Here is a 12,853-nt window from a genome sequence, read left to right on the forward strand (position 1 = left end):
GATCCGCTAAGGTCGGCGCGGGATGCAGGAGCGCAGGCTCAAGGGCGTCAACTTCCACGGCACGCTGCGCGCGCTCGAGCGGCGCTACGGCGACGACGTGCTCGCGCGCGTGCGAGCGCGCGTGGAGGGCCCCGGGGGCGTCGCGCTGCGCGACGGCGAGGTCGTGACGAACGGCTGGTACCCGGCGAGCTGGTACGACGCGCTGCTCGCGTCGATCGAGCGCGAGATCCCATCGCGCGCCAGCGACGAGGGCGTGTGCCGCGAGCTCTCGCGCGCCGCCGTCGTCGAGGACTTCTCGACGCTCTTCCGCGTCATCTCGCTCGTCGTCTCGCCGCGCAGCGCGCTGGTCAACGCGACGCGCATCGTCTCGCGCTACGTCGACGGCGGGCGCATCACCGTGATCGACGCGCGCGAGGGGCACATCCACTTCGCGTTCGACGAGTTCCACGGGTACACGCGGCGCATGTGGGACGACTTCCTCGGCGGCATCGAGGCGGTGATCGATCTGATGCGGCTCACGCGCCTCCCGAGCCGCGTGATCTCGGGCGGGCAGGACGGCGACGCGCGCTTCGAGGTCGTGATCCGCTACCAGCGATGAGCGTCAGAGCGTGATCGGACGCTCGATCACGCGCTCGCGGTGCGCGACGAGCGCAGGCGACACCGCGTCTCCCAGCGCGTCGCGCAGGGACGCGAACGCACCGCGCAGCGACGGGACCATCGCCGGGCACTCCGCGTCGTCGCGCAGCACGAGCGGCGTGAGGGACGTCGCGGCGTAGACGTCGAGCGCGCTCGGCGCGTCGCCGAGGAGCCACGCGTGGCCCGCTGCGCGTGCGCGCGCGAGCTCGGCGTCGAGCAGCGAGAGCACCGCGCGGACGCGACGCGGCGCGCGCGTGGCCGCGTCGGACGTGAGCGCGTAGCGAGACGAGAGGTACCGCGCGACGGGCAGCGGGAACCCGCGTGCTCCGCCGCTCTCGAGCCCTGCGTGGATCATCCACGCGCGTGCGTTCCACCCGAGCCCGTCCTCGCCCGCGATCTCGTGGAGGAGACCGAACGCGCGCACCCGCGCCGCGTCGTCGCTCGGCACGATCCCACGGTCCGGCGCGAGCCGCGCCGCGAGCTGCGTGATCTCGGCCCAGCCGGTGCGCGGGAGCTCGTCGTCGTAGCGCACGACGGGCACGTTCGACGCGCCCATCCACGCCGCGGTCTCGGCATCGCCCGAGCGGTAACGCACCGCGAGGACGGGCACGCGCGCGAGCCGCAGCACGCCCTTCGCCGCCTCGGACCACGGGCTCGGGAGCACCGACGCGACCACGAGCCTCACCCCGCGCGCCGCGCGCGCGACCTCCAGATCGACGTACTCGATGGTTCCCACACGGGCCTCCTGCGCCGCGCGACCCGAGCAACGCGTACGCCACCCACGATCGCGCGCAAAACGCGCGTCCCGTGCGCAGCATGCTGCGCGCCCCGGCGCATCGCGCGATGCGCACCGCGCGCCTCGCTTCGCCGCGTCGTACGCTCGCCGCGATGCGCACGCAGCACGACGTGGTGATCGCCGGCGCCGGCCCCGCCGGGCTCTCGGCGGCGCTCGTGCTCGGCCGCGCGCGGCTGCGCACGGTCGTCGTCGACGGTGGCCCCGCGCGCAACGCGAGCGCGCCCGCGACGCACGGATGGCTCGGCCACGACGGCGCGAGCCCCGACGAGCTGCGACGGCGAGGGCGCGCCGATCTCGCGAAGTACGAGCACGTCGAGCTCGTCGACGGGCGCGTCGCATCGCTCGCGCGCGAGACGAACGGCGTGCGCGTCGAGCTCGCGAGCGGCGACGTGCTGCGCGCGCGACGCGTGATCCTCGCGACCGGCATCGTCGACGTGCTGCCGAAGATCGCGGGGCTGCGCGACGTCTGGGGGCGCGACGCGTTCTCGTGCGCCCACTGCCACGGCTTCGAGCACGCGGACGCGACGTGGGCCGTGCTCGCGGTGGAGCGCGGCGTCGCGCGAACCGTGCTGCCGCTCCGCGCGTGGGCGCGCGAGCTGGTGCTCTTGCTGAACGGGCGCACCGACGTGCCGGAGAGCGAGCTCGCGCCGCTGCGCGCGGCGGGCGTGCGCGTCGAGCCTCGGGCCGTGGCGCGGGTGGTCGCGGAGGACGGCGCGCTGCGCGGCGTCGAGCTCGAGGGCGGCGAGCACGTCGCGTGCGGCGCGCTGTTCCTGCACCCTGCGGCGCGCTCGGCCGACGTCGTGCTCTACGCGGGGCTCGCGCTCGACGAGCGCGGCCTCGTGCGCAGCGACGCGGTGGGCGAGACGTCGATGGCGCGCGTGCACGTCGTCGGCGACGCAGCGGGCCGCCGCGCGAGCGCGCTGACGGCCGCCACCGACGGCGCGCAGGTCGCGATGTCGCTCGTCGAGCTGCTGACCGCCGAGCGCTTCGGCGCGCCGTAGCCGCGGCGCACCCCACTCTGCGGACATCCGAACGGCGATCGGCCGCCGCAACGACCCCGGAACGTCTGCCGACCCGGTGTTCCGTCGGCTCTACCCCCGATCCGCACTCTGCGGATCGGCTGTTCCGTCGGCGCTACCCCCGATCCGCACTCTGCGGATCGGCTGTTCCGTCGGCTCTACCCCCGATCCGCACTCTGCGGATCGGCTGTTCCGTCGGCTCTACCCCCGCTCCGCATCCTGCGGATCGGCTGTGGCGTCGGCGCTACCCCCGATCCGCACTCTGCGGATCGGCTGTGGCGTCGGCTCCACCCCCGATCCGCACTCTGCGGATCGGCTCTCGCGTCGGCTCTACCCCCGCGCCGCAGCCATCCGGACGTCTCCGATTCACCCACGCTCGCGGCGCGCAGCTTGCTCGTCTTCGCGCACCTCCGCGCGATGCCGTCCTCGCGTCCACTCCGCCGCGCTCTCCTCGCCGCGCTCTGCGCGATCGTGACCGGCTGCGCTGCCACGCCGGGGCACCCCACCGCGCCCGCCGCGAGGGGCCGCGCGATCGGCGACGAGCACGCCGAGACCCGCGCGCACGAGCGCGCCGACGCGCAGTGCGCGAGCCCCTACGCGCGCCTCTGCGGCGCCGCCGCGGAGCGCGCCGACGACCGCGCATCGCGCCACAAAGCGGTGATCCGCGACATCGAGCACGCCGTCCTCGCGATGGTCACGGCGCAGCTCGGCGTCGAGGCGACGTCGCTCGACGACTGGCGCGCGTACCTCGCGTCGCAGCCCGCGGAGCGTCGCGACGCGATCACGCGCCTCGTGCGCAAGGCGCGCGCGCTCGAGATCGACGCGCGCCTCGCGCCGCTCGAGGGCGCGGTGCGCGAAGAGATGGAGCGCCTGCGCGCGCTCGCCATCGCGCGCGTCGCCGCCGCGCGGCACGCCGATCGCGCTGCGATCGGGCGCCTGGAGCGCGCCACGCTCGACTGGACCGACCTCTCGGCGCTGCGCGGCGAGGTCCCGCGCGCGCTGCGCATGGGCTGCGGCGAGCACCTCCTCGTCGACGACGCGTGGGTCACGAAGGACGCCGAGTCGCTCACGCTCTGCCCGGGGTTCCTGCTGGTCTCGCGCGACGCGTCCGACCCGACGCCCGACGGTCCGGCGTTCCGCGAGCGCATCGCGTTCCTGCTCGCGCACGAGCTCGGCCACGTCGCGATCGGTCCGACGCTCGGCCTCGAGCGCGCGCGCGACGCCGAGGTGCGCGCCGACGCGATCGCAGCCGACATCCTCGCCGCGGATCTCGACGCGCGCGCCGGCGACGCCGAGCGCTACCTGCAGCGCACCCTCGAGCCGATCTGCGCGCCCGAGGGCGACCGCACGCATCCGCCGGGACGCGTCCGCATCGACGAGATCGTCGCGCGACACCCGCGCGTGGCGGCCGCGCTCCAGTGCCCGGTCGACGACACCGGACGTCCCGCGGGGTGAAGGAATATCGAAACGTCGGCTCGCGTGCTCCGGGCGCTTCCGTCCGCGTGCTCCGCACGCTTCCGTACGCGCCCTGCGGGGGCGAGCACTCCTGCTGACTACTCGACGTCGGCTCGCCCGCTCCGGGCCCTTCCGTCCGCGTGCTCCGCACGCTTCCGGACGTGCCCTGCGGGGGCGAGCACTCCTGCTGACTACTCGACGTCGGCTCGCCCGCTCCGGGCCCTTCCGTCCGCGTGCTCCGCACGCTTCCGTACGCGCCCTGCGGGGGCGAGCACTCCTGCTGACTACTCGACGTCGGCTCGCCCGCTCCGGGCCCTTCCGTCCGCGTGCTCCGCACGCTTCCGTACGCGCCCTCCGGGGGCGAGCACTCCTGCTGACTACTCGAGGCGCGCCATCACGCTCGCGAGGTTCTCGCGCCAGTCGGGCATCGCGCCGAGCACGCTCTCGGTCTCCGCGAGGTCGAGCACGCTGTACGCGGGGCGCTTCGCCGGGCGCGGGAACTCCGCGGTCGTGCACGGGTGCACGACGCAGCTCGATCCGCCGAGCCGGACGATCTCGCGCGCGAAGTCGAACCACGAGCACTCGCCGCCGTCGGTCACGTGCCACGTGCCGCGCTTGCCGCGCTCCGAGAGCGCGAGCGTCGTGCGCGCGAGGTGCTCGGCGCTGGTCGGGCGTCCGCGCTGATCGTCGACCACCTTGAGCTCGCTCTTCGTCTTCGCGAGCGACGCGATCGTGCGCACGAAGTTCTTCGCCCACGGCGCGTAGAGCCAGCTCGTGCGCACGTAGAGGTGCTGCGCACCGCTCTCGCGCAGCAGCGTCTCGCCGAGCGCCTTGCTGCGTCCGTACGCGCCCTGCGGCGCGAGCGGCGCGGACACCGGGTACGGCTTCGTCGCGTTGCCGTCGAACACGTAGTCGGTGCCGAAGTGGATCAGCGTCGCGCCGATCTCGCGGCAGCGCTTCGCGAGCGCCTCCACGCCGTGCCCGTTGATCGCGTTCGCGAGCGCTTCGTTCGTCTCCGCGCCGTCGACGTCGGTGTACGCCGAGCAGTTGATCACGCGCGTGACGCCGGGCGTCAGGTGCGCGGTGATCGTCTCGGGCTTCGTGAGATCGATCTGCGGATACGAGACGCCGGTGATGCCCTCACCGAGCGCCTCGACGAACGCACGACCGAGCATGCCGTCGGGCGAGATCAGCAGCGTCGTCATCCGACGTACCTCGGCAGGCGCGCGTGATCGACGTCCTTCAGCCGCGGGTGCGCGCGATCCTTCGGCGACACGACCGCTTCGATCACGGGCCACGGGATGCCGAGATCGGGATCGTTCCAGAGCACGCCGACCTCGTCCTTCGGCGCGTAGTACTCGGTGCACTTGTAGACGAAGACCGCGCTCTCGCTCGTGACCGCGAAGCCGTGCGCGAAGCCTGGCGGGATCCAGAGCTGGCGCTTGTTCTCCTCGCTCAGCTCCTCCGCGACCCACTTGCCGAACGTCGGCGAGCCCACGCGCACGTCGAGCGCCACGTCGAGCACCGAGCCCTGCACGACCCACACGAGCTTCCCCTGCGCGTTCGGGCTCTGGAGGTGCAGGCCGCGCACGATGCCCTTCGCGCTGCGGGACATGTTGTCCTGCACGAAGGGCCCGGGGATGCCCGCTTCCGCGTAGCGCTGCGCCGAGAACGTCTCGAGGAAGAAGCCGCGCGAGTCGCCGAAGACCTGCGGCTCGATCAGCAGCACGCCCGGGAGCGTGGTCTCGGTGACCTTCATCGCGCGGGGCCGTCGGTGGCGATCGCGATCAGGTACTGCCCGTACTCGGTCTTCGCGAGCGGCTCGGCGAGCTTCTCGAGATCGCCCGCCTTGATCCATCCCTTGCGGAACGCGACCTCCTCCGGGCACGCGACCTGGAGGCCCTGGCGCTGCTGGATCGTCTGGATGAAGTTCGCGGCCTGGAGCAGCGACTCCGGCGTGCCGGTGTCGAGCCACGCGACGCCGCGCCCGAACTTCTCGAGGCGCAGGTTGCCCTGCTCGAGATAGAGGCGGTTGAGGTCGGTGATCTCGAGCTCGCCGCGCTTGCTCGGCTTGAGGCTCGTCGCGAGGTCGACGACCTGCTTGTCGTAGAAGTAGAGCCCGGCGACGGCGTAGTGCGAGCGCGGGTTCTGCGGCTTCTCCTCGAGGCCGATCACCTTGCCCTCGGCGTCGAACTCCGCGACGCCGTACGCCTGCGGGTTCTTCACCCAGTAGCCGAAGACGGTCGCGCCCTGATCGCGCTTCGCGCTGTCCTCGAGCAGGCCCTGCAGACCGTGGCCGTAGAAGATGTTGTCACCGAGCACCAGCGCGCAGGGCTGGCCGCCGATGAACTCCTTGCCGATGAGGAACGCCTGCGCGAGCCCCTCGGGCTTCGGCTGCACGGCGTAGCGGATCGACATGCCCCACTGCGAGCCGTCGCCCAGCAGGTTCTTGAAGAGCGCCTGCTCGTGCGGCGTGGTGATGACGAGCACGTCGCTGATCCCCGCCAGCATGAGCGTGGTCAGCGGGTAGTAGATCATCGGCTTGTCGTAGATGGGCATCAGCTGCTTGCTGACCGACTTCGTCATCGGCCAGAGGCGCGTGCCCGATCCGCCCGCGAGGATGATGCCCTTCTGGATCGACATCTTCAGCGTCCCCCGTAGTTCGCGTCCATCCACTTGCGGTACTCGCCGCTCTTCACGGCCTCGACCCAAGCGCGGTTGTCGAGATACCAGCGCACCGTCTTGCGCATGCCGGTCTCGAAGGTCTCCTTCGGCGTCCAGCCGCACTCGCGACGGATCTTCGTCGCGTCGATCGCGTAGCGCAGGTCGTGGCCCGGACGATCGGTCACGTAGGTCTTGAGCCCGAGCAGCTCGTCGGCCTTCGTGCCCGTCTCCTCGGCGACGATCGCGCAGAGCGTGTCGACGACCTCGATGTTCTTCTTCTCCGAGTTGCCGCCGACGTTGTACGTCTCGCCGACCACGCCGCGCTCGATCACCGCCCAGATCGCCTCGCAGTGATCGTCGACGTAGAGCCAGTCACGCACGTTGAGGCCCTTGCCGTAGATCGGCAGCGGCTTCCGCTCGAGCATGTGCTGGATCATCAGCGGGATGAGCTTCTCGGGGAACTGCCGCGGACCGTAGTTGTTCGAGCAGTTCGTGATCTTCACGGGCATGCCGTACGTGCGTGAATAGGCACGCACGAGGTGATCGCTCGACGCCTTGCTCGCGGAGTACGGGCTCGACGGGTCGTAGCGCGTCTCTTCCGTGAAGAGCCCCTCGTCGCCGAGCGAGCCGTACACCTCGTCGGTCGAGACGTGGTGGAAGAGCACGTCGCTCTTCTTCGCACCGTCTTTTGTCGAACCCCACGCCTTGCGGCACGCCTCGAGGAGGTTGAACGTCCCCTCGATGTTCGTCTTCACGAAGTCGCGCGGGCCGAGGATGCTGCGATCGACGTGGCTCTCCGCCGCGAAGTGCACGACGAGGTCCGGCGTCTCCTTCGCGAAGAGGCGATCGACCGCGTCCCAGTCGGCGATGTCGACGCGCTCGAGCGCGTAGTTCGACGCGCTCGACACGCCCTCGAGCGACTGCAGGTTCGCGGCGTACGTGAGCTTGTCGACGCAGACGAAACGGTGCTGTGGGTACCGCGGCACCATCAGGTTCAGGAAATTCGAACCGATGAATCCCGCGCCGCCGGTCACGAGGACGTTCATTCGCGATCTCTTGCCCCTTCGCGCGGCAGCATAGACTCCCGCACCGGACTTGCCACCTGGGAAGATTCCTCCACCGCTTTGCGAACGACGCGTCGCGCCCGCATACTCGCGCGCCCTCGATGTCGATCGCGATCGTGCCTCATGCCGAGCGGTGGAAGGACGCCGTCGAGGCGTTCAACCGTCGCATGCGCCTCGGTGGCTCCCGCTGGGGCTGGTACGTCGAGCCAGTCCCCGCGTGGATCGCGAAGCAGCGCGCCGATCAGCCCGTGTGGATGGAGTACTGGCTCGCGGTCGAGGGCGACGATCAGGTGCGCGGTGGCTACGGCCTGAAGCCGCAGGAGTGGCGCGTCCGCGGTCGCTCGCTCGTGATCACCGACTGGCAGGGACCGGTCAGCGAAGGCGCGATCAGCCGCAAATACAACTCGCTCGGCCTGCGCCTCGTGCGCGACATGCTCAAGAAGCGGCCGCTGCTCTACTCCTGGGGGCACGGCAGCGACGAGGAGCCGATCGTGCAGATGCTGCGTCGCATGGGGTGGCTGATGCACCCGACGCCCTTCGCGCTGCACGTCGTCGACGCGTATCGGTTCCTGCGCCTCAATCGCCAGCTGCGTGGCACGCCGGAGCGACGTCTCTTCCTCGATGGCCTCGCGTTCACGGGGCTGGGCAACGCCGCGCTCTCGGCGCTGCAATGGGCCTCGTCGAGGCGCTCGGCGCCGGTCGGGCGTCCGCGTCGCAAGCCGCAGGTCGACGTCGTCGAGATCGACTCGTTCGGTTCGTGGGCCGACGAGCTCTGGCACCGCGTGAAGGACGAGTACGCGGCGCTCGCAGTGCGCGACGCGGCGTCGCTCAACCTCCTGATGCCGCCCGGATGGACCTCGCCCGAGTGGTCGCCGCAGACGCGTCTCCGCGTGGATCGCGGCGGGCGCACGATCGGATGGATCGCGGTGAGCGCGCGCCAGATGCGCGACGATCCGCGCTTCGGCGAGCTCCACGTCGGCACGCTCGTCGACTACTTCGCGCATCCCGACGACGCCGCGGACGTGGTGAGCGCGGGGCTCGATCATCTGAAGGCGCGCGGCGTCGACATCGTCATCGCCAACCAGTCGCATCCCGCGTGGCTTCGCGCGCTCGAGGAGCAGGGCTTCGTCCTCGTGCCGCATCGCCGTCTGTTCGCGGGCTCGCCCCCGCTGCGCGAAGCGCTGGCGCCGTTCGAGGAGACGCGCAACGGCCTGTTCTTGACGAACATGGACGGTCACGGCCCGATGGGCTTGTAGCGCGACGCCTCATCGAGGATCTTTTCACGACGCTCGTACGATCCCAGGAGCATCGACCATGCAGACGACGACCACGGTTCCCCAGTCCTCGATGCTCGCAGAGCAGCTGACGAAAGCATCGCGCAAGGGCTTCTGGGACGTGTACTCGTACTTCCAGTGGCCGGAGTCGCTGCCCGACGACGCCTGGTACATGAGCCCCGAGCTGATCTCGATCTACGGGACCGAGCTGTGGGAGCGCATGACCGAGGCGCAGCAGAAGAAGCTGAGCCTCTTCGAGATCGGCAACTTCTTCTCGCTGACGCTGCAGGGCGAGCGCCCGCTCGTCGCGGGCATGAGCGACCTTCTCTACTCGTCGAAGATGACGCCGCAGGCCACCGAGTACCTGCATCACTTCATCGACGAAGAGAACAAGCACATGATCATGTTCGGCATCTTCTGCCACCGGTACCTGGGCAAGGTGTATCCGGAGAAGAAGATCGCCCTTCCCCGCGAGTACGCGAAGGGCGAGGCGGAGGTCACCTTCTTCTGCAAGGTGATGGTCGTCGAGGAATTGGGCGACTACTACAACGTCGTGATGCAGCGCGACAAGCGCATCCACTCGCTCATCCAGGAGATCAACTTCGTCCATCACCGCGACGAAGCGCGTCACCTCGGGTTCGGTCGCGAATTCGCGCGCGAGATGTGGGAGAAGCACTCGCCGTCGTGGCCGCCGGAGGTGCTGACGCGCTTCCGCAGCTGGCTCGCGCAGTACCTCAAGAGCTCGTGGGCCGACTTCTACAACCCGTCGATGTACCGCGACGCGGGGATCACGCGAGACAGCGGGCTCGGTGACCCGTACGAGGTCCGGCAGATGGCGCTCGCGCACCCGAAGTGCCTCGAGCACCGCGAGAAGGCGAGCAAGAAGCTCATCACGTACTTCCTGCGCAACGGGATGCTCACGGAGGCGCCCGCGCTCTGAGCGCTGCGCGGCCGCGCACACCGCACCATTTTGCGCGCCGCGGCAGGGGACCAGACTGTTAGGCTGTCTGGCGCTCCCGACACCCGATGGGGCGCTGACGGCACCCGGTGCGGGGCGATATCTCTCGGACGACGACGATGGACGAAGCGACGATCCGCAAGAACCTCAAGCGTTGGATCCTCGACCACTCGAAGGTGGCCGTGCGTGGGGATCTGCAGGACGACACTCCGATCCTGGAGCAGGGGATCCTGAGCTCGCTCGACATCGTGGAGTTCGTTCTCTACATCGAGTCGCTGCGCGGCGAAGAGGTCGACACCGACGCGATCGAGCCCGAGGTGTTCACCAGCGTCGAGACGCTGTGGAAGGGCTTCTTCGAGCCCCTCCGCAAGTCCGCCTGACGCGCGTCGCGCGGAGCGCGCGAGCGTCGTGTGATCGCCCTCCTCGCCTGCGGGCGAGGGTCTTGCGACGCGGTCGCGGAACTGCCATTTAGCGGTCCATGCACGAACGAGCGCGCACGCTGCGCAGCGGGTTCCTGGCGTCGGCGGAGCGTCATCCCGATCGACCCGCGCTGACGGTCGACGGGCAGCCGATCACGTATCGCGAGCTCCGTGATCGCGCGGCGCGCATCGCGGCGACGCTCGATCGCGCGGTGCGCGATCACGGCGTGCGGGAGGAGCACGCGCTCACCGCGATCTACGGGCACCGTCACGTGTCGACGTTCGCGGGGATCCTCGGCGCGCTGCTGCGCGGTCACGGGTACGTGCCGCTCAACCCGGTGTTCCCGCCGGATCGCACGCGCGCGATGCTCGATCGCTCGCAGGTGCGCTGTCTGATCGTCGACGCGCACGCGCGCGCGACGCTCGGCGAGGTGCTGCACGGGATCGAGCGCGAGCTCGTCATCCTGATGCCCGACGCGAGCGAGGACGAGGTCGCGGCCGAGCGCGCGAAGTACCCGACGCATCGTGTGCTCGGAGCACACGACCTGGCGCCGGCGAGCGATTGGTCGCCTCGCGAGGTCGACGAGAATGGCATCGCGTACCTGCTCTTCACGTCGGGCTCGACGGGCGTGCCGAAGGGCGTGATGGTCGCGCACCGCAACGTCGTCGCGTTCCTCGACTCGATGATCGAGCGCTACCGCCCGACGCCCGAGGACCGCTTCTCGCACACGTTCGATCTGACGTTCGACCTCTCGGTGTTCGACCTCTTCATGGCGTGGTGGTCGGGCGCGTGCGTGTGCTGCCCCACCGCGCAGCAGAAGGCGTTCCCCGGCAAGTACGCGACGAGCAGCGACATCACGATCTGGTTCAGCGTGCCGTCGACCGCGGTGCTCATGAACAAGCTCCGCATGCTCAAGGAAGGCACCTATCCGAGGATGCGCTACGCGCTCTTCTGCGGAGAGGCGCTGCCCGTCGAGGTCACGCAGCAGTTCGCGAAGGCCGCGCCCAACGCGGTGCTCGAGAACCTCTACGGTCCGACCGAGCTCACCATCGCGTGCACGCTGTACCGTTGGGACGTCGAGAGCTCGCCGCGCGAGTGCGAGCTCGGCGTGGTGCCCATCGGCGACGCGTATCCGGGCATGGAGATCAAGGTCGTCGACGAGGAGCTGCGCGAGGTTCCGCCCGGCGAGACCGGCGAGCTCTTGATGACGGGCTCGCAGCTGACGCTCGGATACTTCCGCGACGAGGAGCGCACCGCGAAGGCGTTCGTGGTGCCGCCCGGCGAGACGCGCGTGTTCTATCGAACCGGTGATCGCGTCCGGAAGCCGAAGGACGGCTCGCCGATGGTCTACCTCGGGCGCGTCGACAACCAGATCAAGATCCAGGGGTATCGCGTCGAGCTCGGAGAGATCGAAGCGGTGCTGCGCGACGTGGCGAAGTGTGATGTCGCGATCGCGATCGGATGGCCGAAGAGCCCGAGCGGCGCGGACGGCGTCGTCGGTTTCGTCGGCCTCGACGGTGCTCTCCAGGACGGTGGAGACGCGGACGCGATCCGCGCCGCGGCGAACGAGCGACTGCCTCCGTACATGCAGCCGCGGCAGATCCGCTTCGTGCGCGAGTGGCCGCTCAACGCGAACGGCAAGGTCGATCGCAAGGTGCTCACCAGCTGGCTGCAGGAGGGGACGCAGGGATGAGCGATCTGCGCTGGTACGTGAAGAAGGCGGCGCGCGGCGGCGTGGCGCTCGGCGCGTGGGGCTCGGGCGTCGTCCGCGCGGAGCGGATGGTCTCGCCGGGGCCGCGGGTGCGCGCGCTGACGTACCACCGCTTCGGCCACGAGCCGAAAGAGGCCTTCTGCGTCGCGCCCGAGGAGTTCGAGGTGCAGATGGCGTGGCTCGCGAGCGAAGGGCTCGCGGTGTCGCAGGAGGACGTCATCGAGTTCGTGCGCGGGCGACGCGCGCTGCCCGACGGCGCGGTGCTCGTGACGATCGACGACGGGTGCATCAGCACGCTCGAGATCGCGCTCCCGATCATGCAGAAGCACCGCATCCCGGGCGTCGCGTTCATCAGCACGGAGCTCGTCGGCGCGGGCTATCTCGGGCTGCCCGAGCGCTACATGACGTGGGACGAGATCCGCTCGTGCGCGAAGGCGGGCATGACGATCGGGAGCCACTCGCACGCGCACAAGTCGCTCGGACAGATGTCGATCGACGATGCGCGCGCGCAGATCCGGCGGAGCAAGGAGACGCTCGAGCGCGAGCTCGACCAGAGCGTGAAGTCGTTCGCGTATCCCTTCGGCACGCACGGCGACTTCAGCGACGCGACCGATCGCGCGCTGCGCGATGCGGGGTTCGAGATCGCGTTCAACTCACAGCACGGCGCGATCCGCCCGGCGCCGGGTCGCGAGGACGCGCTCGTGTCGCTCCCGCGCGTGAAGGTCGAGGGCGGCGAGGCGCTCTGGATGTTCCGACTGCTCGCGCTCGGGGCGATGGACCCGTGGCGCGTCGTCGACCGGAACCTCTGGCGGCTCCAGCGAGTGCGGAAGGAGATCTCGACCGAGGCCGCGTGATC

13 protein-coding genes are annotated in these 12,853 nt (G+C 70.3%); 8 read left to right on the forward strand and 5 right to left on the reverse strand.

Going from position 1 to position 12,853, the window contains the following annotated elements:
* The first annotated feature begins 22 nt into the window (after positions 1-22).
* Entirely contained in the window at positions 23-598 is a 576-nt protein-coding gene (locus DB32_RS21125) for a hypothetical protein (RefSeq protein ID WP_053234455.1), read from the forward strand.
* Positions 599-601: 3 nt separating this feature from the next.
* On the opposite strand, the gene DB32_RS21130 is transcribed toward DB32_RS21125, so the two are convergent.
* Positions 602-1,372, reverse strand: coding sequence for a glutathione S-transferase family protein (locus DB32_RS21130; protein ID WP_053234456.1), 771 nt, complete (start codon positions 1,370-1,372; stop codon positions 602-604).
* Between the two features lie 152 nt (positions 1,373-1,524).
* Between DB32_RS21130 and DB32_RS21135 the strand changes: the two genes are divergently transcribed.
* A complete protein-coding gene (locus DB32_RS21135) occupies positions 1,525-2,433 on the forward strand; it encodes an NAD(P)/FAD-dependent oxidoreductase (protein WP_075097971.1) in 909 nt (302 codons plus the stop codon).
* Positions 2,434-2,868: 435 nt separating this feature from the next.
* Positions 2,869-3,906 (forward strand): hypothetical protein, encoded by a 1,038-nt coding sequence (locus DB32_RS21140; RefSeq protein ID WP_157069247.1) that lies wholly within the window; start codon positions 2,869-2,871, stop codon positions 3,904-3,906.
* Positions 3,907-4,283: 377 nt separating this feature from the next.
* Here DB32_RS21140 and rfbD read toward each other — a convergent pair whose 3' ends face one another.
* From rfbD to rfbB, 4 genes are read right to left on the reverse strand one after another with little or no spacing between them, the layout of a single operon-like run.
* A complete protein-coding gene (rfbD, locus tag DB32_RS21145; protein WP_053234459.1) occupies positions 4,284-5,111 on the reverse strand; it encodes a dTDP-4-dehydrorhamnose reductase in 828 nt (275 codons plus the stop codon).
* Positions 5,108-5,665, reverse strand: coding sequence for a dTDP-4-dehydrorhamnose 3,5-epimerase (gene rfbC, locus DB32_RS21150; protein WP_053234460.1), 558 nt, complete (start codon positions 5,663-5,665; stop codon positions 5,108-5,110). The genes rfbD and rfbC overlap by 4 nt, the downstream gene beginning before the upstream one ends.
* Positions 5,662-6,549, reverse strand: a complete 888-nt coding sequence (gene rfbA, locus DB32_RS21155) for a glucose-1-phosphate thymidylyltransferase RfbA (RefSeq protein WP_053234461.1) — start codon at positions 6,547-6,549, stop codon at positions 5,662-5,664. Before rfbA ends, rfbC begins: the two co-directional genes overlap by 4 nt.
* A gap of 2 nt (positions 6,550-6,551) precedes the next feature.
* Positions 6,552-7,616 (reverse strand): dTDP-glucose 4,6-dehydratase, encoded by a 1,065-nt coding sequence (gene rfbB, locus DB32_RS21160; protein WP_053234462.1) that lies wholly within the window; start codon positions 7,614-7,616, stop codon positions 6,552-6,554.
* A gap of 119 nt (positions 7,617-7,735) precedes the next feature.
* Here rfbB and DB32_RS21165 point away from each other — a divergent pair, with 119 nt between their 5' ends.
* The 5 genes from DB32_RS21165 (at position 7,736) to DB32_RS21185 (ending at position 12,851) form a co-directional block, all read left to right on the forward strand.
* Positions 7,736-8,890, forward strand: coding sequence for a hypothetical protein (locus DB32_RS21165; protein ID WP_053234463.1), 1,155 nt, complete (start codon positions 7,736-7,738; stop codon positions 8,888-8,890).
* A 58-nt stretch (positions 8,891-8,948) separates the two neighbouring features.
* Positions 8,949-9,848 (forward strand): diiron oxygenase, encoded by a 900-nt coding sequence (locus DB32_RS21170; protein WP_053234464.1) that lies wholly within the window; start codon positions 8,949-8,951, stop codon positions 9,846-9,848.
* A gap of 137 nt (positions 9,849-9,985) precedes the next feature.
* On the forward strand, positions 9,986-10,246 hold the full coding sequence (locus DB32_RS21175) for a hypothetical protein (protein ID WP_053234465.1): 261 nt from the start codon (positions 9,986-9,988) through the stop codon (positions 10,244-10,246).
* 98 nt (positions 10,247-10,344) lie between these two features.
* Positions 10,345-11,979 (forward strand): amino acid adenylation domain-containing protein, encoded by a 1,635-nt coding sequence (locus DB32_RS21180; protein WP_053234466.1) that lies wholly within the window; start codon positions 10,345-10,347, stop codon positions 11,977-11,979.
* Positions 11,976-12,851, forward strand: a complete 876-nt coding sequence (locus DB32_RS21185; protein WP_053234467.1) for a polysaccharide deacetylase family protein — start codon at positions 11,976-11,978, stop codon at positions 12,849-12,851. The genes DB32_RS21180 and DB32_RS21185 overlap by 4 nt, the downstream gene beginning before the upstream one ends.
* Positions 12,852-12,853: the final 2 nt, after the last annotated feature.

The sequence above is a fragment of the Sandaracinus amylolyticus genome (assembly GCF_000737325.1).
Lineage (GTDB): Bacteria > Myxococcota_A > Polyangia > Polyangiales > Sandaracinaceae > Sandaracinus > Sandaracinus amylolyticus.

Excerpts from the sequence above, each read along its gene's own strand:
- DB32_RS21165 (WP_053234463.1), top strand. The coding sequence starts at position 7,736 with ATGTCGATCGCGATCGTGCCTCATGCCGAGCGGTGGAAGGACGCCGTC.
- DB32_RS21175 (WP_053234465.1), top strand. The coding sequence starts at position 9,986 with ATGGACGAAGCGACGATCCGCAAGAACCTCAAGCGTTGGATCCTCGAC.
- DB32_RS21170 (WP_053234464.1), top strand. The coding sequence starts at position 8,949 with ATGCAGACGACGACCACGGTTCCCCAGTCCTCGATGCTCGCAGAGCAG.
- DB32_RS21185 (WP_053234467.1), top strand. The coding sequence starts at position 11,976 with ATGAGCGATCTGCGCTGGTACGTGAAGAAGGCGGCGCGCGGCGGCGTG.
- rfbB (WP_053234462.1), bottom strand. The coding sequence starts at position 7,616 with ATGAACGTCCTCGTGACCGGCGGCGCGGGATTCATCGGTTCGAATTTC.
- rfbA (WP_053234461.1), bottom strand. The coding sequence starts at position 6,549 with ATGTCGATCCAGAAGGGCATCATCCTCGCGGGCGGATCGGGCACGCGC.
- DB32_RS21125 (WP_053234455.1), top strand. The coding sequence starts at position 23 with ATGCAGGAGCGCAGGCTCAAGGGCGTCAACTTCCACGGCACGCTGCGC.
- rfbC (WP_053234460.1), bottom strand. The coding sequence starts at position 5,665 with ATGAAGGTCACCGAGACCACGCTCCCGGGCGTGCTGCTGATCGAGCCG.
- DB32_RS21135 (WP_075097971.1), top strand. The coding sequence starts at position 1,525 with ATGCGCACGCAGCACGACGTGGTGATCGCCGGCGCCGGCCCCGCCGGG.
- rfbD (WP_053234459.1), bottom strand. The coding sequence starts at position 5,111 with ATGACGACGCTGCTGATCTCGCCCGACGGCATGCTCGGTCGTGCGTTC.
- DB32_RS21140 (WP_157069247.1), top strand. The coding sequence starts at position 2,869 with ATGCCGTCCTCGCGTCCACTCCGCCGCGCTCTCCTCGCCGCGCTCTGC.
- DB32_RS21180 (WP_053234466.1), top strand. The coding sequence starts at position 10,345 with ATGCACGAACGAGCGCGCACGCTGCGCAGCGGGTTCCTGGCGTCGGCG.